The sequence below is a fragment of the Trueperaceae bacterium genome, assembly GCA_036381035.1.
In the GTDB taxonomy this organism is placed as follows: Bacteria; Deinococcota; Deinococci; order Deinococcales; family Trueperaceae; genus DASRWD01.
The window spans coordinates 1-23,487 of sequence record DASVDQ010000046.1 but is presented as its reverse complement, the minus strand read 5'-3'; the positions used below and the strand labels follow the sequence as shown (position 1 = coordinate 23,487).

The window sequence follows — 23,487 nt, the reverse complement described above, 5'->3', positions numbered from 1 at the left end:
GCACGGCCCCGAGCGCCGGTGGACGCGCCGGGAGCCCGGGCCTGCGGCGCTGGCGCGCCCGGCGCGGAGCGAGGCGGTGGCGCCCCCCACGCGCCGCGAGCTCAGGCCGTGAGCGCCGCGGACGCGCCGCCGAGGCGGCCGAGCAGCGCGTCGGCGAGGACGCGCGCCGCCCCCTTGTCGAGGTACTGGTTGCCGTTCCCGCACTTCGGGGAGAGCACGCAGCGGGGGCAGCCGTCCTTGCAGTCGCAGGCGCGGAGCAGGTCGCGCGCGGCCTGCAGCCAGTCGGCGAAGGCGTGGGCGCCGGCCCAGGCGTAGCCGACGCCGCCGGGGTAGCCGTCGTAGACGAAGACGAGGGGACCGCCCGTGGCCGGGTAGACGGGGTAGGAGACGCCGCCCACGTCGGCGCGCTCGCACAGCACGAAGGCCGGCAGGAGCTGGATCAGCGTGTGCTCGAGCGCGTGCAGGGCCGAGGGCATGTCGGCGGCGGCGGGCGGTTCGGCCAGCCCCTCGGCGTCGAACCAGACGGCCTGCGTGACGTAGCTCGTCTCCGGCAGGTCGAGCGGCCTCTCCTCGATCACGGCCTCGGAGAAGTAGCGCTTGCGCACGTAGCTGGTGACCGTGTGCGTGACCCGCACGTCGCCGAGGGCGACGCCAGGGGGCAGCCAGCCGACCTCGGCGCCGACGGCGGGGACCGCGCCGCGCCCGCGCGCCACGACGCGCAGCACCTCGATGTCGGTCTCGCTGCGCGGCTGCGTGTAGTAGTCCTCGATGTGCGGCAGCAGCCTGGCGATGCCGCGCTCCAGGTCGAGGCTCGCGACGAGGTACGTCTCGCCCTGGTGCAGGTAGACGGCACCGGGGTGCAGCTCGCGCAGCGCGGCGCCGAGGTCGCTCACGCCCAGCGTCTTCCCCGCCCCGTCCTTAAGCCTGATCAGCCTGCCGCCGGTGCCGCGCAGGCTCACGCGCCGGTGCGGGTAGCGCCCCCGGTGCACCCAGCCACGGGGCGTCTCGTGCAGGCCGGGCACGTCGGCCAGGTCGAGCCAAGGCGCCAGCAGCTCCTCGCCCTCCCGCACCGGCGCCTCCGCGGCCGCGCAGGCGACGTGCAGCGGGTGCACGACGCGGTTGTGGGGGTCGGCGACGGCGTTCTCGACCGGCCCCTCGACGAGCCGGTCAGGGTGGGTGAGGTAGTACTCGTCGAGCGGGTCGGCGGCGGGGATCAGCAGGGCCAGCGACCGCCGGCCGCCCCGCCCGGCGCGTCCGGCGCGCTGCCACAGCGCCATCTTCGAGCCGGGGTAGCCGACCATCACGACGGCGTCGACGCCGCCCACGTCCATGCCCAGCTCCAGCGCGCTGGTGGCGGTGAGGACGGTCACCTCGCCGGCGCGGAACGCCTGCTCCAGCGCCCGGCGGTCCTCGGCCGTGTAGCCGGCGCGGTACGAGCCGACGCGCCTCTCCAGCTCGGGCGGCAGCTGCTGGGCGGCGTAGCGCCGCACCAGCTCGGCGGCCTTGCGGGAGTTGCAGAAGAAGATGCTCTTCACGCCGCGCGCGGCGAACGCAGCGGCGAGCCGCGCCGCCTCGGAGTTGGCGCTACGCCGGCGGCCGTCCTGGGTGGAGGGCGGCTTCCAGACCACGAACTCGCGGGCCGCCGCCGGCGCGTCGTCGGCGTCGACGACGGTGAACGACCGGCCGGTGAGGCGCGCGGCGTGCTCGCCCGGGTTGCCCACGGTGGCGCTGGCGCACACCACGCGCGGGCTCGCGCCGTAGCGCGCGGCGAGCCGCAGCAGCCGGCGCACCACGTTCGCCACGTGCGTGCCCAGCACGCCGCGGTAGGCGTGCAGCTCGTCGAGCACGACGAGCTCGAGGGAGCCGAGGAAGGCGGCCCAGCGCTCGTGGTAGGGCAGGACGCCGTAGTGCAGCATGTCGGGGTTCGTGAGCGCCACGCGGACGCCCTCCCTCACGGTCGCGCGGCGCTCGGTGGCGGTGTCGCCGTCGTAGGTGGCGATCGCCGCCTCCGGCTCGGGGGCGCCGGGCCCACGCAGTGACGCGTAGAGGGCCCTCAGCCGGCCGAGCTGGTCGTGGGCCAGCGCCTTCGTGGGGTAGAGCACCACGCCGGTGCCGCCCCGCGACACGGCGGCGGCGAGCGGCACCTGGAAGACCAGCGACTTGCCCGACGCCGTGGGGGTGGCGACGACGACGTCCTCGCCGGAGCCCAGGGCCCGCAGCGCCGCCGCCTGATGTCCGTAGGGGACGACGCCGAGCCGCCGCAGCTCGGGCGCGTACGGTCCGGCGTAGCCCTCCTCCACGGCGCCGCGTCGCGGCGGGAAGAAGGTGTAGGCCGCGACCTGGCCCTCGTAGTCGGGCAGCGAGGTGAGGAGCGCGTGGAAGCTGGTCACGGCCCCCGGCGCGGCCGTCGCGTCCGGCGCCCCGCCGGCGGGGGGCGCCGGCTCCAGCACGTCATCGCTCACGACGCGGCGAGCGTACCGCGCCGCTCCCGGCCCTGTTACACTCGTGGCGACCGAGGCTCCCGGAGCCGGTCGCCCCATGGCCCAGGTCCTCGCAGCAGCGCTCCTGCTCCTGGCCGTGCCGCTGGTCGCGGCCCAGGCGTGGGTGATCTGGGGCATGTTCCGGCCCGACGAGCCGCGCGGGCGCCGCGCCTCGGCCGACCCGCGCTGGCGCCTCTCCTCCCCCACCCCGTCCGTGTCCGTGGTCGTACCAGCCCACGACGAGGAGGCGCGTCTGCCGCGCACGCTCGCGAGCCTGGCCCGCCTGGACTACCCCGGGCCCATCGAGTTCGTGATCGTCGACGACCGCTCGACCGACGGCACCGCCGCGGTCGTCGAGCGCTTCGCCGCCGAGGACCCGCGCTTCCGCCTCGTGCGCGTGAGGGAGCCGAGCCGCCGCTACGCGCCGAAGGTGAACGCCGTCATGGCCGGCGTGGCCGCCTCGCGCGGGGAGGTCATCGCGACCACCGACGCCGACTGCGGCTTCTCGCCCGGGTGGGTCAGCGCGCTGGTGCGCCGGTTCACGCCTGGCGTCGTCATGGTGTGCGGCTTCGTCGAGACGCTGCCGCCCGGTGAGCTCACGCGCCGCACGCCGTTCTGGCGGCTCTTCGAGGCCGCGGACTGGTTCTCGCTGATGCTGGTCTCGCGCTCCCTGCTGCGCCACGGCCACGCCTTCGCCTCGTCGGCCAACAACCAGGCCTACCTCCGCAGCGCGCTGGAGGCGGCCGGCGGCTTCGGCGCCTCGGCCAGGGCGCCGTCGGGCGACGAGGACCTCCTGGCCCAGCGCCTCGGCGCCCTGCCCGGCGCGCGGGTCGTGTTCGCGGACGAGCCGGACGCCAGGGCCGTCACCGCCAGCGCCGGCGGACCGCTCCGCTTCCTGAGGCAGCGCAGCCGCTGGGTCTCCCGCTACCGGCACGCCGTCCACTACCGGCCGGCGTTCCTCCTCGGGCTCGTCGTGCTCGGGTTCGAGAGCCTCGCGGTCGTCGCCTCCGTCCTCGCCCTGCCGCTCGCACCGGAGCTGGCGCCCGTCGTGCTGGGCTGCTACGCGACGCAGACCGCCGCCATGGTCGTCGGCATGACCGTGGGCGCGCGGCAGCTGGGACGCCCCTACCTCGGCGGGCTCACGGCGCTCGCCTGGGCGCTGCTGCACCCCTGGCTCATCGCCACCGCGGTCCTGTGGTCCTGGGTCGCGCCTGCGGACTGGCGCGCCGGCGCGGTAGGCTACCGTCGCAGCATCGTGAGGCGCCGCTGGCGGCTCCTGCTGCGCGCGCTCTCCGCTCGACCGGAATGAGGCGTTCGCGGCGGGCCGGCCCCGGCGGGCCAGCCTCCGGCGAAGCGCCGGACCGCGCCTGGAGGAACTGATGAAGGTCTTCGTACTCGGAGGTGACGGCTTCTGCGGCTGGCCGACCAGCCTGCACCTCAGCAACCTCGGTCACGACGTCGTGATCCTCGACAACCTCTCCCGCCGCAACATCGACAACGAGCTCGAGGCGGGGAGCCTGACCCCGATCCGGCCGATGGGCGAGCGCCTCGCGGCGTGGCGCGAGCTGACCGGCAGGACCATGCGCTTCGTGCGCGTGGACGTGGCGCAGGACTACGCGCGCCTGCTCGAGCTGATCAGGACCGAGCGGCCGGACGCCGTCGTCCACTTCGCCGAGCAGCGCGCCGCGCCGTACTCGATGAAGTCGAGCTGGCACAAGCGCTACACCGTCGACAACAACGTCAACGCCACGCACAACCTGCTGGCGGCGGTCGTGGAGTCGGGCCTCGACGTCCACGTCGTCCACCTCGGCACGATGGGCGTCTACGGCTACGGCACGGCCGGCATGAAGATCCCCGAGGGGTACCTCGACGTCATCGTGCGCACCGACGACGGCGGCGAGGTCGAGCAGCAGTTCCTCTACCCCCCGAACCCCGGCAGCGTCTACCACATGACGAAGTGCCTCGACCAGGTCCTCTTCGCCTACTACGCGAAGAACGACCGCCTGCGCATCACCGACCTGCACCAGGGCATCGTGTGGGGCACGAACACGCCCGAGTCGAGCCTCGACGAGCGGCTCATCAACCGCTTCGACTACGACGGCGACTACGGCACCGTCCTCAACCGCTTCCTCATGCAGGCGGCGGTGGGCTACCCGCTCACCGTGCACGGCACCGGCGGCCAGACGCGCGCGTTCATACACATCCGCGACACCGTGAAGTGCGTCCAGCTCGCGCTCGAGAACCCGCCGCAGCGGGGCGACCGCGTGAAGATCATCAACCAGATGACCGAGACGCACCGCGTCCGCGACCTGGCGCAGCTCATCAGCAGGATCACCGGCGCGGAGCTGGCCTACGTGCCGAACCCGCGCAAGGAGGACGCCGAGAACGACCTCCACGCGAGCAACGACACGTTCCTCGACCTGGGCCTGGAACCCACGACGCTGGCCGAAGGCCTGCTCGTGGAGGTCGCCGAGGTCGCCAGGCGTTACGCCGACCGCGCCGACCTCGACAAGATCCCCTGCACGAGCACCTGGACGCGCGACAACCGGCCGGGGGACCCGAAGCTCGCGCAGCGCCGCGAGACCGTCACCGCCGGCTGACGTCCGGAGGGGGCCGGCGGCCCGAGGGCGCGAGGCGTGCGCGTAGCGTTCTTCACCGAGACGTTCCTGCCGAAGATCGACGGCATCGTCACGCGGCTGGCGCGCACGCTCGAGCAGCTGGCCGTCCTCGGCCACGAGGCCCTCGTCTTCGCGCCCCACGAGCCGCCCGAGACCTACGCCGGGCACCGCGTCGTCGCGGTGCCCGCGCTGTCGTTCAAGCCCTGGTACCCCGAGCTGTTCCTCGGCCTGCCGCGCCCGCGCCTGGGCCGCGAGCTGGACCGCTTCGAGCCCGACATCGTCCACGTCGTGAACCCGGTCGTGCTCGGCCTGTGGGGCACGGCCATAGCGAAGCAGCGCAACCTGCCGCTGCTGGCCAGCTACCACACCGACCTCACGCAGTACGCCAGGCACCTCAAGCTCCCCATGCTCAGCCGCCCGGGCGCGCGCTTCCTGCGCGACGTGCACAACCAGGCCCACGTGAACCTCGTGACGAGCCGGCCGATGATGGAGTCGGCGCGGGGCCTCGGGATCGAGCGCGTGCGCCTGTGGCCGAAGGCCGTGGACACCGACCTCTTCAGGCCGGAGCGGGCCACGCGCGAGATGCGCGAGCGCCTCACCGGCGGCCACCCAGACGCGCCCCTGCTGGTGTGCGTCAGCCGGCTGTCGTTCGAGAAGCGCATCGACTGGCTCTACGCGCCGGTCACGCAGATCCCCGGCGTGCGCCTGGCGCTCATCGGCTCCGGCCCGGCCGAGGCCGAGCTGCGGCAGAGGTTCGCCGGCACGAACACCGTCTTCACCGGCTACATGGCCGGCACCGAGCTGGCCGCGGCCTACGCCAGCGCCGACGTCTTCGTGTTCCCTTCCGACACCGAGACCCTCGGCTTCGTGGCCATGGAGGCGATGGCGAGCGGCGTGCCGGCCGTGGGCGCGCGGGCCGGCGGCATCCCGGACGTCATCGAGCACGAGGTCAACGGCCTGCTGTTCACGCCGCTCGACCTCGGCGACCTGACCCGCCAGGTGAGGCGGCTCCTCGGCGACCGCGAGCTGCGGCGCCGCCTGGGCGAGCGGGCGCGGCGCGACATGGAGCGCCACTCCTGGCGCGCCGCCACCGCGGCCCTCGTCGGGTTCTACGAGCTGGCGGTCAGGGTGCACCGCCGCTTCGACCCGCCGAGCAGGTTCTAGGAGGCTCCCCGGCGCAGGCCCGGGGCGGAGGGCGCCGCGCGGAGCGAGCAGGGGCCCGCGCACGCGGGCCGCGTCCATCAGAACCGCGGCACGATCACGGGCCCGTCCTCGGAGGACAGCACCGCGATGTCGGCCCGGTAGATGGCGGCCAGCAGCTCGGGCCTCAGCACCTCGGCCGGCGGACCCTCCGCCGCCACCCTCCCGTTCGACAGCAGCACGAGCCTGTCGCAGGCGCGAGCCGCGAGGTTCAGGTCGTGCAGCACGGCGAGCACGCCCACGCCGGCTGCCGCCTGCTCGCGGGCGAGCGCGAGGAGCTCGACCTGGTAGCGCAGGTCGAGGTGGTTCGTCGGCTCGTCGAGGAGCAGGAAGTCGGGCCGCTGCGCGACGGCGCGGGCGAACACCGCGCGCTGCCGCTCCCCGCCGGAGAGCGACTCGATGCGGCGCTCGGCCAACGCCAGCGTGCCCGTGGAGGCGAGGGCGGCTTCGACGGCGCGGTCGTCCTCGGGACCGGACGAGCCCAACAGGCCCACGTGCGGCGCCCTGCCCATCGCCACCGTCTCGCGCACGGTGAAGCCCACCGGCACCTCCGGCTCCTGCGCCACGACGGCGACGTGCCTGGCGAGCTCGAAGCGGCCGAACGAGGCCAGCGGACGCCCGCCCAGCAGCACGCTGCCCGAGTCGGGGGCGAGCTGGCGCGTCAGCAGGCGCAGCAGCGTCGTCTTCCCCGAGCCGTTGGGCCCTATGAGGCCCACGAACTCGCCGGGCGACAGGCGCAGGCTCACGCCGGCGAGCGCCGGGCGACGCGCCTGGCCGGGCGGCACGGGGTAGCCGGCGACGACCCGCTCGGCCTCGAGCGCGCCGGCCCGCAGACTCCCGGGGCGCGGGGCCGCCGGCCGGCCGGCGGCCGGCGACGCGTTCACGCCCCCGCCCCCGCCGCGCCGCCGCCGCGCCGCGACCGCCTCAGCAGCCACAGGAAGAACGGTCCGCCGGTGAGGGCCGTGACGATGCCGACGGGCACCTCCACGGGCGCGATAAGCGTGCGGGCCAGCAGGTCGGCCAGCACCATGAACGCCGCGCCCCACACGACCGCCAGCGGCAGCAGGCGGGCGTGCGCCGGGCCCGTCGCCAGCCGCGCCGCGTGCGGCACCATCAGCCCCACGAAGCCGATGATGCCGGCCACGCTCACGGCGGCGGCCGTGACCAGCGTGGCGAGGGCCAGCAGGAGCAGCTTCACGGCCTCGACGGGCAGGCCGAGGAGAGCGGCCCCGCGCTCGCCGAGCTGGAACAGGTCGAGGGCCCGGGCCAGGGCGCGAGCCACGAGCAGGGCGGGGAGCGTGAAGACCGCCAGGGCCGCCACGCTGCCCCAGCTCGCGAAGCCGAACCCGCCCAGGAGCCGGCTGAGGATGCCCGCGCTCTGCTCGCGGGCGGCGACGAGCAGGAACGACGTGGCGGCGGTGAACACGGCGCCGACGACCACGCCGGCGAGGATCAGCCGCACCGTGGGCACGCCGCCGACGTCGCTGGCGAGCATGGTCACGAGCAGGACCGTGAGCAGCGCGAACAGGAAGGCGACCACGGGGGCGCCGACGGCCGCCAGCGGGGGGAACGAGGCGGCGAGCGTGAAGACGAGCACGGCGCCGAAGCCCGCGCCGCTGGCCGTGCCGATCAGGTAAGGGTCGGCGAGAGGGTTGCGGAACACGCCCTGGAAGAGCGCGCCGGCCAGCGACAGCCCGGCGCCGGTGAGGCCCGCCAGCAGCACGCGCGGCAGGCGGATGCGCCAGGCGATCGTCTCGAGGGGCGCGAGGTCCTCGCCGCGCAGGCTCTTGGCGACGGCCGTCACGAGGTGACGCGGCTCCAGGTCGGCGCTGCCGACGGCGCCGGCCAGCAGCAGCACCGCCGCCAGGGCGGCCAGCGAGGCGGGCAGCACGAGGGCGCGGCCCGTCCGCCGGCCCGCCCCGGCGTCGGCGGCGGTCGTGGACGCCTCGGTCAGAACAGCTCCGGGTGCAGCAGGCGGGCCAGCAGCCTCACGGCCTCGCCGAGGCGCGGACCCGGGCGGCTGAGGGCGTCGGCCTGCTCGTCGGTGAGCTCGTAGACGCGTCCGCCCGTCACGGCGCTCAGGTCGCCCCAGCCGGGACGCTCGCCTACCTGAGCCGCGGTGACGCCGAACGGCGCGTCGAGCAGTAGCACGACCTCCGGGTCCTCGAGCACGACGAACTCGGGGTCGACCTGCGGGAACGGCCCGAGCGACGCCGGCACGACGTTCTCGCCCCCGGCCAGCGTCAGCAGCTCGTCGAGGTACGAGCCCGGCCCGGCGCTGTACGGCGTGGGGTCGACCTCCACGAACACGGTGGGCCGGTCGACGCCCCGGAGCGCCTCGCCCACCTCCGCGAGCTCGCCCTGCACGCTCTCGACGAGCTCCGCCGCCTCGTCCTCGCGCCCGAGCAGCCGCCCCAGCGTGGCGAGGAACGCGTAGGTCTCCTCCACCGTCTGGGGCGAGCCGGCGTAGGTGGGGATGCCCAGCTCCTCGAGGCTCGCGTGCATGCCGCTGTACTCGTCGACGAGCACCAGGTCGGGCTCGAGGGCCACGATGGCCTCGACGTCGGGGGCGAAGGGGTCGCCGAGGCGCGGCAGGTCGCCCAGGCCCTCCAGGTCGGTGTTGTTGTCGATCCCGACGAGCAGGTCGCAGGCTCCCAGGGCGCACACGCTCTCGGTGTGGCTGGGGAGCATCGAGACGACGCGGGCGGGCGGCGCGTCGAGCGCCACCTCGCGACCGAGGTCGTCCACGACGGCGGTCTGCGCTAGCGCCAGCTGCAGTGACAGCAGCAGCGCCGCGACGAACGTGTACAGGCGAGAGCTCATGACGACTCCTCGTGCCTGCGTGGTTCGGTTGGGTTCGGGGCCGCCGGCTGACGCCGGCCTAGGCCTGCCCTTCCTCGTCCGCGCAAGGGGTGCAGTCTGGTCGCGGCGCGGCGATCGGACTTCGGGAGCGCTCGTCTCCCGTCACCGTTGCGGGACAGTGCCGGATTCCCACCGGCTTCCCCGCGGCGCGACCAACGAGAACTGTACGCTCGGCCGCTCGGGGTGTCAAACGCCGGTGCTAGTCTCGCCCAGGTGCCGCGCCTCGTCTCCCCGAGCGACCTGCAGCCGCCCGCGCCTCCCACCACGAGGGACCTGACGCCGCCGGCGCGCTTCGCCGGCGCCACGTTCGAGAGCTACCTGCCTCAGCACCCCACCCAGGAGGCCGCGCGCGCCCGCGTGCGCGAGTTCGTGCGCGACCGCGACGCCCGGCGCCAGCGGGACCGGCGGCTGCTCCCCTGGCCGCGCCGCGGCAGGCGTCCCGGCGCCGGCCTCTACCTCGACGGCGGCTTCGGCGTCGGCAAGACCCACCTGCTGGCCGCCGCCTACGCCGAGGCGGCCACCGACGCCAAGCGCTACCTCGGCTTCCAGCAGCTCGTCTACCTCGTGGGCGCCATGGGCACGCGACGCGCCGCGGAGGAGTTCGCCGGCACGCGCCTGCTGTGCATCGACGAGTTCGAGCTCGACGACCCCGGCAACACGCTCATCGTGAAGTCGTTCCTGCAGGCGCTCCTCGCCGGCGGCACGGCGGTGGTGACGACCTCGAACACCCCGCCGGAGGCGCAGGGGCGCGGGCGCTTCAACGCCGACGACTTCAAGCGCGAGATCCAGTCGCTGGCCGCCGGCTTCGAGGTCGTGCCGGTCGACGGGCCCGACTACCGCGCGCGGCGCTCCGGCGGAGAGTGGCTGAGCGAGGCGCGCCTGCGCGAGCTCGAGCTCACCGAGCCCTCGCCCGCGCCGCGCCTGTCGCTGACGTGGGAGGAGCTGCTGGCGCTGCTGGGGGCCGTCCACCCGAGCCGGTACGCCGGCCTGCTGGCGCAGGTCGGGACCGTGTACGTGCACGGCGCCCGCACCCTGCGCACCCAGGACGAGGCGCTGCGGTTCGTCCACTTCGTCGACCAGCTCTACGAGCGCGACCTGCTGCTGCGGGTCTCGGGCGAGGGCGAGGTCGTCGACGTCTTCGACGCCTCGTACCGGGAGGGCGCCTACGCGAAGAAGCACCACCGCTGCGTGTCGCGGCTGACCGAGCTGCTGGCCGAGCCGGCCGAGCGCGCCGCGCCTCCGGGCGCCGCCGTCGCCGCCGACTGAGCGCGCCGGCCGCGGACGCCGCCGGCGGCCGAGAGGCCCGCGCCGGAGCCCGCCAGCCGGCACGCGCGTCCCGCCGCGGACGCGCCGACCCCTACCCCGCCAGCCACGCTGCCAGCTCGCGCGCGATCGCGTCGCTGGCGCCGGGTCCGCCCATGCGCTCCTCTCCCGCCCGCCTGGCCCGCTCGCGCACGGCCTCGTCCGCTAGCGCCAGCTCGAGCGTCGCGGCGACGCGCTCCGGCGACGCCTCGCAGGTGAGCAGCCCGCCCTCGAGGAGCCTCTTCTGGTTGCGCATGAACGCCTCGGAGTGGAACGGCGGCACGGGGAACGTCACCACCGGCAGGCCGAGGCCCACTGCCTGCTCGTTGGCGGTGCCGGCGGTGCCGATCGCCGCGTCGGCCGACGCCAGCACCGCGGCGAAGCGGCCCGGCGCCACCCACAGGCGCCTCCCACCGCGGCGCCAGGCGGCGGCCACGCCGAACGGAGCGTCCTCCTCGACCCAGCCCTCGGGCCGGCGCGGCAGGGACTCCCCCGCCCAGGCGACGAGCCCCAGCGCGGGCCTCGCGAGCTCGAGGGCCAGGCGCATGAGGTCGAGGCTCGCCGCCGCCTGGCCGCGGGCGCCGGGCAGGAGCGCCACCACGGGCACCTCGAGCGCGCCGCGCGGCACCAGCGGCGGCGCCTCGAGGCCGTCCATCATCGGGTTGCCGAGGCAGACGGCCCTCACGCCGACGCGCGAGAGCCACGCGGCCGTGGCGGGGTCCCGGGCGTAGACCCTCTCGGCGCGCCTCAGCAGCGCCAGCTCCGGCGCCCTGAAGCCCTCCATGAACCACCGCAGGCCCACGCCCTCGCCGCCGCCGTGGTGCACCGACACGAGCGTCTGCAGCACCCGGCGCGGGGCCGGCACGAGGGCGGCCAGCGCCTGGGCGTAGACGTCCCCGACGACGAGCACGGCGCGCGGGCGCAGCCCGCGCAGGTAGCGCACCTGCGCCAGCGTCAGGTCCACGAGGCCGGCGCGCAGGTCGCGCCACAGGGACCCGAGCGAGTGCAGCGTGAGGCCGCCGGAGGGCAGGGTGCGCCGCGGTCCCACGACCTCCACCTCGTCCGCCGCCAGCCGCTCGCCCACGCCCACGAGCGGGAACGCGGCGACCCGCAGGCCGCGCGCGCGAGCGCGCAGGCGCTCCAGCACGCGGGCGGCCACGTAGTCCTCGCCCTTGCCGTTGCACACGACGAGCAGGTCGATCACCCGCGTCGGCTAGACCTCCTCGGCGACAGGGGCGGGGCCCGCGCCCCAGCCGAGCTTCAGGCGCAGCACGTCGAAGGCGCTGCGCTCGCCCGTGGAGAGGAGCGTGAGGCCCTTCGGCGCGGCGGTGACGAGGACCTCGTCGCCCACGTCGACGGGCACGGGCTCCTGGCCGTCGATGACCAGGGCGATCTCGTCGGTGCGCGAGAGGACCTCGAGGCCGATGACGCTGTGCCCCGGCAGGACGATCGGGCGGTTCGTGAACGAGTGGGGCGCGACGGGCGTGACGACGAGCGCGTGCAGGCCGTGGTCGATGATCGGCCCGCCGAGCGAGAGCGAGTAGGCGGTGGAGCCCACAGGCGTGCTCACGACGACGCCGTCGGCGCGGTACTCGGTGGCGTGCTCGCCGTCCACGCGCATGCGCACGCGCACGAGGCGCGTCATGACGCCCTGCGAGAGCATGACGTCGTTGAGGGCGTGGTGCACGCCGGGCCGGCCCGCGATGCGCACCTGCAGCATCGTCTTGTCCTGCACGGGCCAGTCGGGCTCGAGCTTGCCCGACGCGTACGCCAGCGCCTGCTCCGCGCCGAACTCGGCGAGGAACCCCAGCTTGCCGAGGTTCACGCCCATGACGGGCACGCCGCTGCCGACGGTGCGCCGCGCGGCGTTGAGGAGCGTGCCGTCGCCACCGACCGACACGACGAGCTGCGCCAGCTCGAGCGCGGCGAGCAGGGGCGCCTCGCCGGCCACGTCGAGAGTCACGCTCACGCCCAGGCGCTCGAACCGCTCGGCGACCTCGCGCGCCAGCGGGTGGGCGGCCGGCTTGTGCTTCGTGCTGGTGACGACGACGCCCGTCAGTCGCGCCGCGGGGACGTCGAAGCGCCGGTCCGCGGCGCGGACGGGCCCGTCCATCAGGCGGTGGCCGCGGTGAGCTGCTCCGGCCAGCGGGACATGACCTTGAAGTAGACGAAGTCGGCCACGGCCTCGAGCGTCAGCGGGCCGGTGTCGAGGTGGATGGCGTCGGGGGCGGGTGCCGACTGCTTGGCGTCCCGCTCGTCGCGCAGGCGTATCGCCTCGGCGACGGCGCCGAGGTCGCTGGCGCGCTCGCCCACCCGGCGCCGGGCCCTGACCTCGGGCGAGGCCGTCAGGTAGAACTTCCAGCGCGCGTCGGGGAAGACGGCCGTGCCCATGTCGCGTCCGTCGATGACGAAGGGCCCCTCCAGCTCGCGGAGGCGCTCGGTGACCCAGGCGCGGATGCCGGGCAGGCGGGCGACCTCGGAGACGCGGGCGTCGATGTCGTCGGTGTGCAGAAGGTGCGCGACCTCCTCGCCGTCGACGGTGAGGCGGTCGCGCTGGGCGTCCGGCCACAGCCTGACGTCGTGGCGCGCGAGCATCTCGAGGAGGGCCCGCTCGTCGCCGAGGGGCACGCCCTCGGCGAGGGCCATGTGCGTGGCGGCGCGGTAGAGCAGGCCGCTGGAGACGTAGGCGATGCCGAGGCGCGCCGCCACGGCCTTCGCGGCGCTGGACTTGCCGGAGGCGGCGGGACCGTCGAGGGTGATGATCGGCCTGGTCCCGGCGTCCACGGCGGTCATGATAGACCGGCCCCGAGCAGGCCGAGGAAGTCGTCGAAGAAGCGCGGGTAGGTCTTGTTCACGCAGGCGGGGTCCTTTATCACGACGTTGGGCAGGCGCGCCCCGGCCACGGCCAGCGCCATGGCCATGCGGTGGTCGCCGTAGGTCTCGAGCTCCACGGGCGTCGTCGGCTCCGAGGCCAGCGGCCAGACCGTGAGGCTGTCGTCGCCCTCCTCGACCCTGGCGCCGAGCCTCGTCAGCTCGACGGCCATGGCGTGCAGGCGGTCGGTCTCCTTGACGCGCAGGTTGCCGACGTTCGCCACGTGCACGGGCGAGTCGGCGAAGAGCCCCACGACGGCGAGCGTCTGGGCCTGGTCCGGCATGTCGTTGAGGTCGAACTCGCCGCCCCGCAGGCGCCGCGGGCCGGCGACCGTCACGGAGTCCCGCGCCCAGGCGACGTCGCAGCCCATCTCGGCCAGCACGCCGGCGAGGCGGGCGTCGCCCTGGAGGGTGCCGTCACCCAGGTTGCGCACGCGCACGCTGCCGCCGGTGACGGCGGCCGCGGCCCAGAAGTAGCCGGCGGCCATCGCGTCGCCCTCGACGCGGTAGTCGCGGGCGCGGTAGGTGCCTGGCGTCACCTCGAAGCGCCGGTAGCCGTCGCGCCGCACCGCGACGCCGAAGTGCGCCATGACGTCCAGCGTCATGTCGACGAACGGCCGCGAGAGCAGCTCGCCCTCCACGGCGATCGTCAGCGGGCCCTCGGCCAGCGGCGCGGCCATGAGCAGGCCGGAGAGGAACTGGGAGCTCACGCCTCCCCTCACCGTCACGCTCCCGCCGCTGAGGCCGTCGGCGCGCAGGGTCACGGGCGGACGACCGCCCGCGCTCTCCGCGGCGGCGCCGAGCTGCCTCAGCGCGTCGAGGAGGTCGCCTATGGGCCGCTCCCTCATGCGGGCGTTGCCGTCGAGGACGTACTCGCCCCGCCCCGCGGCCAGCACCGCGGTGAGGAAGCGCAGGGCGGTGCCGGAGAGCCTGACGTCGAGCGTCGCGCTCCGCGCCGGGAGCGGCCCGCCCGCGCCGCGCACGACGACGGTCTCGCCCATGGCGTCGAGGCTCACGCCGAGCTGCTGGAGCGCGCGCAGCATGACCGCGGAGTCCTCGGCGACGAGGGCCCCCGTGATCGTGGTCGTGCCCACGGCGAGGGCGGCCAGCGGCAGGGCGCGGTTCGTGAGGCTCTTCGAGCCGGGCACGTCGAGGCTGCCGGTGAGGCGCCCCTGCGGCGCGACGCGCAGCTTGGTGGGTAGCTTCAGCGCCACCAGGCGAGGATAACCGGCCGGCGCGACGGCTCGGCCGTGACGCAGGCGTTAGCCTGGGCCCGTGAACGAGACGGCCGCCTACCCCGAGTCCCTGGCGCGCGTCATCGAGGAGTTCGCGTCGGCGCCGAAGACGCTGCGCCTGCCGCTCCTCCTCGAGTACGCCAGGAAGCTCCCGCCGCCGCCCGAGGGACTGGGCGAGCTCGAGCAGGTGCACGAGTGCCAGACGCCGCTGTTCCTCCGCGCGGAGGTGGGCGACGACGGCCGCGTCGCCCTCCACTTCGACGCGCCCGAGGAGGCCCCCACGACGCGCGGCTTCGCCTCCGTGGTGCACGCGGGGCTCAGCGGCGCCACCGCGCCCGAGGTGCTGGCCACCCCGGAGGACTTCTACACGCGGATGGGCCTCTCCGAGCTGATCTCGCCCCTCCGCCTGCGCGGCATGAGCGCCATCGTCACGCGCGTGAAGCGGCAGGTGCGGGAGAAGTCGGCCGCCTGAGGCGGGAGCGCCGCGGCGTGGACCGGGCCGCGGGCGGGGCGCCCACGCTGGCTCACGAGGGCGGGCGCCGGGGGCGCGCCACGAACCTGCGCGCGTCCTTGTGCTAACATCTCGCGGGCCGCTCCGCCGGGACCGGCCCGTGCCGCCCGCTCGGCGGGCACCCCGACGACGCACACGACGCCCCACGCGCTGAGGCGGGGCGCGAGAGGGAGCGCGAGCATGAAGCAAGGCATCCACCCGAAGATGGTCAAGACCAAGGTCATCTGCGACGGCCAGGTCGTCATGGAGACCTACAGCGTGAAGCCCGAGCTGCACGTCGACGTCTGGTCGGGCAACCACCCGTTCTACACGGGCGAGCAGCGCTTCATCGACACCGAGGGCCGCGTCGAGAAGTTCCAGAAGCGCTTCGGCGACAGCTACCGCCGCCAGGGCAAGAGGTAGGCGGCGGCGCCCGCCAGGGGCGCGCCGTTAGAGGACGCGGAGCCCGGCGCGTACGCCGGGCTCTTCTCTTGCCGGAGGCGCGGCTCGTCCCTCACACCGGCACCGCGGCGTAGAGCTCGGTGCCGCGGCGGGGGGCCGCGTCGATCTCGAGCCGGCCGCCCCGCGCCTCGACGCGCTCGCGCATCTGCTTGATGCCCAGCCCGCCGGCGCTGGTGACGCGGTCCGACACCTGGTCCACGTCGAACCCCACGCCGTCGTCGCGCACCGCCACGAACGCCATGCCGTCCTCGGTGGTGCCGAGGCGCACCTCGACGTTCTGCGCCTTGGCGTGCTTGGCGACGTTGTGCATCGCCTCCTGGAAGATGCGGAACAGCACGGCCTCCGACTTCAGCGACAGCTCGGGCAGGGGCCCGAAGGAGACGGTCACGCGCACGTCGTTCTGCTGGCCGAAGTCGATGGCGTAGCGCCGCACGGTCTCGGCGAAGCCGAAGCGCTCGAGGTCGACGGGCCGCAGCGCGAAGATCGAGCGGCGCACCTCCCTTATCGACTCGCGCACGGTCTCCTTGGCCTGCTCCAGCTCGGCCGCGGCCTTCGCCGGGTCCCTGGTCATCAGGCGCTCCACCAGGTCGAGCTTGAGGGCCGCGAAGGCGAGCATCTGCGCGACGCCGTCGTGGATCTCCCGCGCGATGCGCGAGCGCTCCTCCGAGATCGCCAGCTCCTCGGACTGCAGGTAGGCGTTGGCGTTGCGTATGGCCAGCGACACCTGGCCGGCCACGAGCCCGATGAACGGCAGCACCGACCTGTCGAAGCGGCCCTCCTCCGGGTGCGCCAGCACGAGCACGCCCAGGAGCTCGTCGCCGGCGAGCAGCGGGGCGGCCAGGGCGCTGCGCGCTCCCTCGAGGAGCGGGCCGTACTCGTTCGCCCCGTTCTCGGCGAGGCTGTCGACGATGCGCGGCTCCCGCCTCGCCGCCACGCCCCCCACGAACCCCTCGCCCACCCGCCAGGCGCGCGCGCCGGGTCCCGGGTCGCGGCCGACCGTGGCGGCGAGGCGCAGCAGGCCCTCCCCGTCGGAGAGGAAGATGCCGCCCACCGGCGCCGACACGAAGCCCAGCATCTGCGTGAGCACGCTCTTCAGGAGCCGGCCGAGGTTCCCCTCGGCGCGGATAGACCGGTCCACCTCAACGAGCGTCATCACGTCGCGGGTGCGCAGGCGCGTGGCCTCGGCGGCGGCCGAGAACTGCGTGGCGACGATCGAGAACGACTCGAGCGCCCGCTCGTCAGGCGGGCCGGGCAGGTACGCCGTGACCGAGCCCTCGGGCTCCCCGCCCCACACCAGCGGCGCCGTCAGGGCGTAGCGCGGCCCGCCGCCCGCACGCGGCACCTGGTCGACGCGCACGCCGACGTCGCCCTCGCGCGCCCGGCGGCGCGCCTCCTGGTCGCGGCTCAGGGCGTCGCGCTCGAACTCGTCGTCGAGCCCCAGCCCGTGCGTGACGCCGAGGCCCTCCGGCCCGAGCACGACGGCCACGCCGGTGGCGCCCGTCACGCCGGCGATGCCCTCGGCCGCGGCCCGCACGGTCGCCTCGAGGCTCGGCGAGGCGGCGAAGCGCTCGGTGACGCCCTGGATCGAGCCGAGCAGCTCGTGGCTGGCCTGCAGCTCGCGGTAGAGCTCGGCCAGCTCGAGCTGCGCCCTCTCCTTCTCGCGCGCCTCGCCGGCGATCCAGTTCAGCGTCACGTACGTGGCGAGCGGTCCGAGGATCGAGTAGAAGAGGAGCTGCGCCCAGAACTGGCCGGACGGCGGCAGCAGGGGCACGATCAGGAGCTGGTGCACCAGCACCACGCCGACGATCGACAGCGGCAGCCACAGGCGGGCCAGCCGCACCTGCTCGTAGAGGCCGCCCACCCTGTCCACGCCGGTGCGGCCCGACTGTCCTAGCGGTCGGGTCATGCGGCGATTCTATGCAGGTACACTCCGCGCATGACCGAGCCCCCCGTCGCGCCCGTCGCACGATCGTCCGCGGCCGAGCAGCCCACGGCGGTGCTGTCGGTGGGCGGCGCGCGCGTGACGCTCCTGGGGACGGCCCACGTCTCGAAGGCGTCGGCCATGGCGGTGGAGCGCCTCGTCGCCACGGGCGACCACGACGCCGTGGCCATCGAGCTCGACGCCGGCCGCCTGGCCGCGATCACCGACTCGCAGGCGCACGCCAAGACCGACCTCATGCAGGTGCTGCGCGAGGGCAAGGCCGGCGTGCTGGCCGTGAACCTGGCCCTCGGCGCCTTCCAGCAGCGCCTCGCCGACCAGTTCGGCATCGAGCCGGGGGCCGAGATGCGCGCCGCGGTGACGGGCGCCAGGGAGCGCGGCCTGCCGCTGCTGCTCATCGACCGCGACATCGGTGTCACGCTGAGGCGGCTCTACGGCGGCGTGGGCTGGTGGCGCCGGCTGACCCTCGTCGCCGGCATCCTCGCCTCGGCGTTCACCAGCGAGAAGGTGGGCGAGGAGGAGATCGAGAGGCTCAAGGAGGGCGACGTCCTCGAGGCGACGTTCGCCGAGTTCGCCCAGAGCCGCGCCGACCTCTACGGCCCCCTCATCGCCGAGCGCGACGAGTACATGGCAGCCAAGCTGCTCCTCGCCGTGGGGAGCGACGGCGCCCCGCGGCACCGGCACGTGCTGGCGGTCGTGGGCGCGGGCCACCTCAAGGGCATCACCGCTGCGCTGGTGGCGGCGGGCGCGGAGGTGGTGGGCGACGACGGAGGTGCCTCTCCAGGCGCCGGCCCGGGGCAGGACGGGGCTTCCCCCGAAGGTTCACCAGCCGCCCCCGGCGCCGAGGCGCGGGCCGCGGACGACCCCGCCGGCGGCGGCGCCGCCGCGGCCACAGCCCCCGCGACGACGGCGCCCAGGTCGCGCGAGGCGCTGCGCGCTCGCCTGCGCGAGCTCGAGAGGACGCCGCCGCCCAGCCGGGCCACCAGGGTGGTCCCCTGGGCGGTCCTCGTGCTGGTCTTGGCCGGCTTCGCGATCGGGTTCCTGCGCAGCCCCGCGGAGGGCCTGCGCCTGCTCACCGACTGGACGATCGTCACCGCCACGCTCGCGGGCCTCGGCGCCCTGGCCGCCCTGGCCCACCCGCTGACGATCGCGGCCACGGCCGTGGCGGCGCCGTTCACGACGCTGAACCCCCTGCTCGGCGCCGGGTTCGTCGCGGCCGGCGTGGAGCTGTGGCTGCGCAAGCCGAACGTCGGCGACTTCGAGCGCCTGCGGCGCGACGTCACGACGCTGAGGGGCTGGTGGACGAACCGCGCCGCCCGCGTGCTGCTGGTGTTCGTGCTCGCGACCCTCGGCGCCTCGGCCGGCACCTTCCTGGCCAGCGCGCGGGTGCTGGGGCGCCTGGTCGGCTAGGGCGACGGGGCGGCCCGCCCGCTCGCCGCCCGTCCTGTCGACCGCCGGCGGCCGACGCCCACTCCCCGGACCGGCCGGCCCCCTAGGGCGTCTCGGGAGCGCCGTCCAGCGCCCACTGCGCGTAGGCGTCCACGAACGCGAAGCGCGCGTCGCGCGACCCGCTGGCCAGCACGTAGGCGAGGAAGGCCTCCACGTCCTCCGCCGTCGAGCTCCTGAACAGCTCGCCGCCCGACATGCCCTGGAAGCGCCCCGTCTCCACCGTGGGCAGCGCCTCCTCGGCGGCGTCCGCGGCGTAGCGCAGCTCGGCGACGAGCACCTCGACTAGCTGGCCGGCCCTGGACAGGTCGCTCACCGAGTAGAGCGGCTGTCCCGACCTGAGGTCGGTCATCGTGAGGTTCCGGCCGATGAGCTGGCGCAGCGCCTGCGGCTCGCCCGCGACCTCGAGCTCGACGCTGGTCTCCGCGACCTGGCCCTCCCCGCCCACGGCCGACACCTCGATCTGGTACGTCCCCTCGGCGAGGTCCTGCGGCAGCGCCAGCGCCACGCCGTCGACCACGAAGCCGACCGCGCCCGGCGGCACCTCGACCGCGGCCTCGCTGGCGACCAGCGGGTCGCCCTCCTCGCCCTGGCGACGCAGCTCGGCCCGGACCTGCACGCGCGTGGGCAGCTCGTCGCCGGGCGTGCTGAGCTCGAAGGTCGGGTGGACCTCGTCGCCGGGGTGGAACGGCGTCGCCTCGGGGCCCTGCGCCCCCAGGGTGAGCCGCGCCCCGCCGGCGATCTCCATGGGCGGCAGCGGCTTGTCCAGCTCCACCAGGCGGGCCTCGGCGTCGGCGACGAGGTCGGCCTGGCCCTCCCCGGCGCGCTCGAGGAAGCGCCTGTAGGCGTCGCGCGCCTCCTGGCGACGGCCGTCGGCCTCGAGCAGGAGCCCGAGGGCGTAGTCGACGCCGGGCTCGTCGGGGTAGAGCGCGAGAGCGTTCTGCAGGTCCTGGATCGCCTCGTCGTTCACCTCGGGGTCGAAGCGCAGCGCCTGCTGGTAGGGGGCCATCGCCTCGCCCAGCCTGCCGGTGACGACGCGCACGAGACCGAGGTTGTAGGCCGCCACCGACTGGGTGCCGTCGAGCTCGAGCGCGCGCAGCGACGCCTCCTCCGAGAGCTCGAGCTGGCCGACCAGGTAGTAGGCCCAGCCGAGGTTCGTCCAGTACAGGTCGGACTCGGGCTGGAGCTCGACCGCGACGGCCAGCGCCTCGGCGGCCGCGCGACCGTCGCCCCTGTCGAAGTAGACGTACGAGAGCGCCTCCAGCGGGTAGGCGAGGAACGGCGACGAGCGGTTCAGCGCCTGCAGCGCCGCCACCTGGCCGTCCACGTCGCCGGCGAACTCGGCGGCGAGCGCAGCCGCCAGCAGCGCCGCGCTGCTGGAGCCCTCGGGGTCGGCGACGAGCGCGGCGACGGCCGCCGGGTCGCCCTCCTCGCCGCGGGAGAGCAGGAAGGAGTGGCGCGCCACCACGCCGTAGTCGTAGGCGGCGCGGTCGTAGGCCTCCTCGGCGCCGGCGCGGTCGTTCACGCTGGCGGCGAGCGCCGCCTCCCAGGCGCTGGCCGAGGGCAGCCCCGTGGCCTCGGCCATCGTGGCGAAGGCGGCGCGCGAGAGCGCGATGTCCGGCGTCGCCCGCTGCATCGAGAACAGGGCGCGGCGGGCGGCCGACGTGGCGTCGGCGGGCGGCTCGCCGCTCGCCTCGATGACGGCCTCGAGGTCGTCCAGGACGCGCGCGGCGCGCTCGGGCACGCCCTCGGCGCCCGCGGCCTCGCGCAGGGAGGCCAGCGCCTCGTCCTGCATGGCGGCCCCGGCGAGCGCGATCGCGCGGACGTAGTCCCCGTAAGGGCCCTCGAAACCGCCGGTGAGAGTAGGGGGCGAGGCGGAGCGCGCGTAGTGCGGCGCGCCGTCGGGGTCGAGCTCGTCCAGCACGCCCCCGACGAACGCGGCCGCGAGCTGCACCAGGCGCTCGGGGTGCTCGGGGTCGGCCGTCAGCTCGCCGGTGCGCAGGCGGCCGTCCTGCGCGACGGCGACGAACAGGCTCAGGCGCTCGTCTCGCTCCTCGACGTAACCGGTGACAGCTACGTCCACGCCCGTGGAGCCCTGCAGCAGGTCGGCGCCGGCGGGGCCGAACATCACGGTGGGCTCTATGACCCGCACCGGGTTGATGAAGCCGCCCTCGACGACAACGGGCGGCACCGCCGTGGGCGCCACCTCCGGCCCGATCACGACCGCGCTCTCCTCGAGCGCGTCCGCCACCTCGGACGCCAGCGCGGCGCCGAGCAGGAGGTCCTGGCTGTCGAACTGGTGGACCAGGACCGTGGGTGGCTGCGCGAAGGCGGCACCGAGCAGGGCGAGCGCGGCGACGAACGGGGCGAGGAAGCGCGCGCCGGGCCGCGTCGCTCGCGGTGGCGCCGGGGTCTCGTCGTGTGCGTGGGTGTGGCCTGGGAACATGCTCGCCTCCACTTGGGTCGCCACAGAGGCTAGCACGGGCTCGGAGACGGTCCCGGAAGCCGTGAGCGGGCGCCGCGAGGGCCCGACGCGACCCCCCGCCCGGCTACTCCAGGAGGCGCTCGAACTCGTCGAGGAGCGCCTGGGCGGCCGCGGCGGAGCGGGCGACGACGAGGATCGTGTCCTGTCCCGCCAGCGTGCCGACGATGTCGTCGCGCTCGAGCTTGTCGATCACGTAGGCGACCCCCGAGGCGTGCCCCTCGTCGGTCTTGACGGCGATGACGTTCTCGCCGCGGTCGAGGTCGCGCACGAACAGCTTGAAGCGCTGCCTCAGCTCGCCCTCCACGTCCTCCTGCCCGGTGAGCGGCGTGACGCGGTAGCGGTGCTGGCCCTTGCCCGCGGGCACGCGCACGAGCCGCAGCTCGGTGACGTCGCGGCTGACCGTGGCCTGCGTGACCCTTATGCCGCGCTCGGCGAGCCTCTCGGCGATCTGCGCCTGGGTGGAGAGGAACTCGTTCTCGACGAGCTCAGCGATCAGGCGCTGCCTGTACTCCTTGCTCGGCATGTTTATGCAGTATATCAGCGTGAAGCCTCATCGGGCGGTGCCCGTTCTCCTTGCACCACGCGCCCTCGGTACGGCCACACGGCGCCGGCCTCCGGCGACGAGTCGTCGTTCCGGCGGTCCCTATGAGGCGAGGGGTCAGCGAGGGGCGGCCGCAAGCCGGCCGGCGCGACGCGACCGCGAGCCCGAACGAAGCGCCCGGAGCCTCGGCCCCGGGCGCCGCCTCTCGGGAAGGACGCTCAGTCCTCGTCGTCGTCGAACGGGCTCGAGAACGTCTGCGGCGTCTCCACCCTCACCGGCTCGACGGTGCGGCGCACGTCGTCGAGCGAGGGCAGCGAGTCGTCGTCGGACCACCTGATCTCGTCGGAGATGGTGAGCTCCTTCATGGCGAGGGACACGGTGTTCTCGTTCTTCGGGACGTCGTCCGGCTCGAGGACCGTGGGCACGCCGAACTTGAGCTGCGCGGCGCGCTTCGCCACGATGATCGACAGCCGGTAGCGGGAGTCGGTCAGCGCGAGCAGCTTGTCGTAACCTTCCTGAGCCACGTAGGGCCTCCTTGCAACCCGAGGATCCTAGCACAGGGCCGGCCCCGTCCCGTGCTCCGGGCGCCGCGCCGACCCTGCAGCCGGCGCACGACCCAGCCCGCAGGTCGCTGGAGGAGTCGACCGAAGCCGAGTCGGGACGGGCCGGAGCAAGCGCTCCTCAGCCGGCCAGCTTGCGCTCGGTCCCAGGCTCGGCCGACCAGCGTGCGCTCGGTCCCAGCCTCAGCCGGCCAGGGCCCTGGGTCTTCGCCTCAGCCGGACAGCGTGCGCTCGATGTCGGCCTCGGTGACGCGGTGCGCCCGCGCGCGCTCGGCCCTGATGATGCTGACGAAGTCGAGCGCGGCGCTGTAGAGGTCGTCGTTCACGACGACGTAGTCGAACTCGCGCATGGCCTTGATCTCCTCGCGGGCCCGCGCCAGGCGCTTCTGGATCTTCTCCTCCGAGTCGGTGCCGCGTCCGCGCAGGCGACGCTCGAGCTCGCTCATCGAGGGCGGCGCGATGAACACCATCACGGCCTCGGGGATCCGCGCCTTCACCTTGCGGGCGCCCACCAGCTCCAGCTCGAGGAGCACGTCGCGGCCCTGCGACAGCGCCTCCTCGACGGGCGCGGCGGGCGTGCCGTAGTAGTCGCCCACGTACTCGGCGTGCTCGAGCAGACCGTCGGCCGCGAGCAGCTCGTCGAAGCGCTCGCGCGTGAGGAAGCGGTAGTTCTGGCCGTCCACCTCGCCGGGGCGCTGGGCCCTGGTGGTCGCGGAGACCGAGTAGAAGATGTCGCCGAGCTGCGGCAGCGCGACGCGCCTTATCGAGTCCTTGCCGACGCCCGAGGCGCCCGTCATCACGAACAGGATCCCCCGCTGGCGCCCGCCCGCCCCGGTGGTACCCCTGCAGTCCGTGCCCCCACGGCGCTCGGCGCCCCCGTCGGGGGCGGCCTGGTTCCCTTCGGTGTCCTCTGGAGTCACCTTGCGGTCGTTAGACCCTCCGTAGAGCGCTGTCCCCCACGCGCACGGGCGTACTGCACGGCTGCCCGCAGGCTGG

At 74.8% G+C, this 23,487-nt stretch carries 20 protein-coding genes and 1 riboswitch; of the genes, 7 read left to right on the top strand and 13 right to left on the bottom strand.

The features are described 5' to 3' along the window. Positions 1–101: 101 nt before the first annotated feature. Entirely contained in the window at positions 102–2,462 is a 2,361-nt protein-coding gene (locus tag VF202_06210; protein ID HEX7039687.1) for a DEAD/DEAH box helicase, read from the bottom strand. A gap of 76 nt (positions 2,463–2,538) precedes the next feature. Between VF202_06210 and VF202_06205 the strand changes: the two genes are divergently transcribed. The 3 genes from VF202_06205 (at position 2,539) to VF202_06195 (ending at position 6,262) form a co-directional block, all read left to right on the top strand. Next, positions 2,539–3,789 carry a glycosyltransferase gene (locus VF202_06205; protein HEX7039686.1) on the top strand — a complete coding sequence of 417 codons (1,251 nt, stop codon included), beginning with the start codon at positions 2,539–2,541 and terminating at the stop codon, positions 3,787–3,789. 70 nt (positions 3,790–3,859) lie between these two features. Next, on the top strand, positions 3,860–5,080 hold the full coding sequence (locus VF202_06200) for an NAD-dependent epimerase/dehydratase family protein (GenBank protein ID HEX7039685.1): 1,221 nt from the start codon (positions 3,860–3,862) through the stop codon (positions 5,078–5,080). Between the two features lie 36 nt (positions 5,081–5,116). Continuing rightward, positions 5,117–6,262 carry a glycosyltransferase gene (locus VF202_06195; GenBank protein ID HEX7039684.1) on the top strand — a complete coding sequence of 382 codons (1,146 nt, stop codon included), beginning with the start codon at positions 5,117–5,119 and terminating at the stop codon, positions 6,260–6,262. Between the two features lie 77 nt (positions 6,263–6,339). Here VF202_06195 and VF202_06190 read toward each other — a convergent pair whose 3' ends face one another. From VF202_06190 to VF202_06180, 3 genes are read right to left on the bottom strand one after another with little or no spacing between them, the layout of a single operon-like run. Beyond that, positions 6,340–7,182, bottom strand: coding sequence for an ABC transporter ATP-binding protein (locus VF202_06190; protein HEX7039683.1), 843 nt, complete (start codon positions 7,180–7,182; stop codon positions 6,340–6,342). Further along, on the bottom strand, positions 7,179–8,189 hold the full coding sequence (locus VF202_06185; protein ID HEX7039682.1) for an iron ABC transporter permease: 1,011 nt from the start codon (positions 8,187–8,189) through the stop codon (positions 7,179–7,181). Before VF202_06185 ends, VF202_06190 begins: the two co-directional genes overlap by 4 nt. Before the next feature lie 59 nt (positions 8,190–8,248). Further along, entirely contained in the window at positions 8,249–9,121 is an 873-nt protein-coding gene (locus VF202_06180) for an ABC transporter substrate-binding protein (protein ID HEX7039681.1), read from the bottom strand. Positions 9,122–9,230: 109 nt separating this feature from the next. Continuing rightward, a riboswitch (cobalamin riboswitch) is annotated at positions 9,231–9,302 on the bottom strand. Between the two features lie 71 nt (positions 9,303–9,373). On the opposite strand from VF202_06180, the gene zapE reads away from it, so the two are divergent. Next, positions 9,374–10,426, top strand: a complete 1,053-nt coding sequence (zapE, locus tag VF202_06175; protein HEX7039680.1) for a cell division protein ZapE — start codon at positions 9,374–9,376, stop codon at positions 10,424–10,426. A 91-nt stretch (positions 10,427–10,517) separates the two neighbouring features. Here the strand turns inward: zapE and VF202_06170 are convergent, their stop codons facing one another. The 4 genes from VF202_06170 to aroA are packed head-to-tail and all read right to left on the bottom strand — an operon-like array spanning position 10,518 to position 14,547. Further along, positions 10,518–11,666 carry a lipid-A-disaccharide synthase-related protein gene (locus VF202_06170; GenBank protein ID HEX7039679.1) on the bottom strand — a complete coding sequence of 383 codons (1,149 nt, stop codon included), beginning with the start codon at positions 11,664–11,666 and terminating at the stop codon, positions 10,518–10,520. 9 nt (positions 11,667–11,675) lie between these two features. Then, the gene (locus VF202_06165; GenBank protein HEX7039678.1) at positions 11,676–12,575 is read right to left on the bottom strand and encodes an NAD(+)/NADH kinase; all 900 of its coding nucleotides are present in this window, start codon (positions 12,573–12,575) and stop codon (positions 11,676–11,678) included. Then, positions 12,575–13,246 carry a (d)CMP kinase gene (gene cmk, locus VF202_06160; GenBank protein HEX7039677.1) on the bottom strand — a complete coding sequence of 224 codons (672 nt, stop codon included), beginning with the start codon at positions 13,244–13,246 and terminating at the stop codon, positions 12,575–12,577. Before cmk ends, VF202_06165 begins: the two co-directional genes overlap by 1 nt. Positions 13,247–13,251: 5 nt before the next feature. Further along, positions 13,252–14,547 (bottom strand): 3-phosphoshikimate 1-carboxyvinyltransferase, encoded by a 1,296-nt coding sequence (gene aroA, locus VF202_06155; protein ID HEX7039676.1) that lies wholly within the window; start codon positions 14,545–14,547, stop codon positions 13,252–13,254. Between the two features lie 61 nt (positions 14,548–14,608). Here aroA and VF202_06150 point away from each other — a divergent pair, with 61 nt between their 5' ends. Next, on the top strand, positions 14,609–15,040 hold the full coding sequence (locus VF202_06150; protein HEX7039675.1) for a SufE family protein: 432 nt from the start codon (positions 14,609–14,611) through the stop codon (positions 15,038–15,040). 219 nt (positions 15,041–15,259) lie between these two features. Beyond that, entirely contained in the window at positions 15,260–15,481 is a 222-nt protein-coding gene (rpmE, locus tag VF202_06145) for a 50S ribosomal protein L31 (GenBank protein HEX7039674.1), read from the top strand. A 91-nt stretch (positions 15,482–15,572) separates the two neighbouring features. Here the strand turns inward: rpmE and VF202_06140 are convergent, their stop codons facing one another. Further along, on the bottom strand, positions 15,573–17,426 hold the full coding sequence (locus VF202_06140; GenBank protein HEX7039673.1) for a GAF domain-containing sensor histidine kinase: 1,854 nt from the start codon (positions 17,424–17,426) through the stop codon (positions 15,573–15,575). Between the two features lie 30 nt (positions 17,427–17,456). On the opposite strand from VF202_06140, the gene VF202_06135 reads away from it, so the two are divergent. Further along, the gene (locus VF202_06135; protein ID HEX7039672.1) at positions 17,457–18,869 is read left to right on the top strand and encodes a TraB/GumN family protein; all 1,413 of its coding nucleotides are present in this window, start codon (positions 17,457–17,459) and stop codon (positions 18,867–18,869) included. Between the two features lie 82 nt (positions 18,870–18,951). Here VF202_06135 and VF202_06130 read toward each other — a convergent pair whose 3' ends face one another. The 4 genes from VF202_06130 to gmk all read right to left on the bottom strand — a co-directional run bounded on the left by VF202_06130 (position 18,952) and on the right by gmk (position 23,288). After that, positions 18,952–21,351, bottom strand: coding sequence for a tetratricopeptide repeat protein (locus VF202_06130; protein HEX7039671.1), 2,400 nt, complete (start codon positions 21,349–21,351; stop codon positions 18,952–18,954). A gap of 103 nt (positions 21,352–21,454) precedes the next feature. Continuing rightward, positions 21,455–21,913 (bottom strand): arginine repressor, encoded by a 459-nt coding sequence (gene argR / locus VF202_06125; protein HEX7039670.1) that lies wholly within the window; start codon positions 21,911–21,913, stop codon positions 21,455–21,457. Between the two features lie 236 nt (positions 21,914–22,149). Beyond that, complete coding sequence (locus VF202_06120) at positions 22,150–22,455, bottom strand: DNA-directed RNA polymerase subunit omega (protein HEX7039669.1); 306 nt, start codon at positions 22,453–22,455, stop codon at positions 22,150–22,152. Positions 22,456–22,703: 248 nt separating this feature from the next. Then, on the bottom strand, positions 22,704–23,288 hold the full coding sequence (gene gmk, locus VF202_06115; GenBank protein HEX7039668.1) for a guanylate kinase: 585 nt from the start codon (positions 23,286–23,288) through the stop codon (positions 22,704–22,706). Positions 23,289–23,487: the final 199 nt, after the last annotated feature.

Bases quoted from the DNA above. Each gene is read 5' to 3' on its own strand.
- VF202_06180 (HEX7039681.1), bottom strand. From the start codon at position 9,121: ATGAGCTCTCGCCTGTACACGTTCGTCGCGGCGCTGCTGCTGTCACTG.
- VF202_06200 (HEX7039685.1), top strand. From the start codon at position 3,860: ATGAAGGTCTTCGTACTCGGAGGTGACGGCTTCTGCGGCTGGCCGACC.
- VF202_06205 (HEX7039686.1), top strand. From the start codon at position 2,539: ATGGCCCAGGTCCTCGCAGCAGCGCTCCTGCTCCTGGCCGTGCCGCTG.
- gmk (HEX7039668.1), bottom strand. From the start codon at position 23,288: ATGACGGGCGCCTCGGGCGTCGGCAAGGACTCGATAAGGCGCGTCGCG.
- VF202_06130 (HEX7039671.1), bottom strand. From the start codon at position 21,351: ATGTTCCCAGGCCACACCCACGCACACGACGAGACCCCGGCGCCACCG.
- argR (HEX7039670.1), bottom strand. From the start codon at position 21,913: ATGCCGAGCAAGGAGTACAGGCAGCGCCTGATCGCTGAGCTCGTCGAG.
- rpmE (HEX7039674.1), top strand. From the start codon at position 15,260: ATGAAGCAAGGCATCCACCCGAAGATGGTCAAGACCAAGGTCATCTGC.
- VF202_06165 (HEX7039678.1), bottom strand. From the start codon at position 12,575: ATGGACGGGCCCGTCCGCGCCGCGGACCGGCGCTTCGACGTCCCCGCG.
- VF202_06140 (HEX7039673.1), bottom strand. From the start codon at position 17,426: ATGACCCGACCGCTAGGACAGTCGGGCCGCACCGGCGTGGACAGGGTG.
- VF202_06135 (HEX7039672.1), top strand. From the start codon at position 17,457: ATGACCGAGCCCCCCGTCGCGCCCGTCGCACGATCGTCCGCGGCCGAG.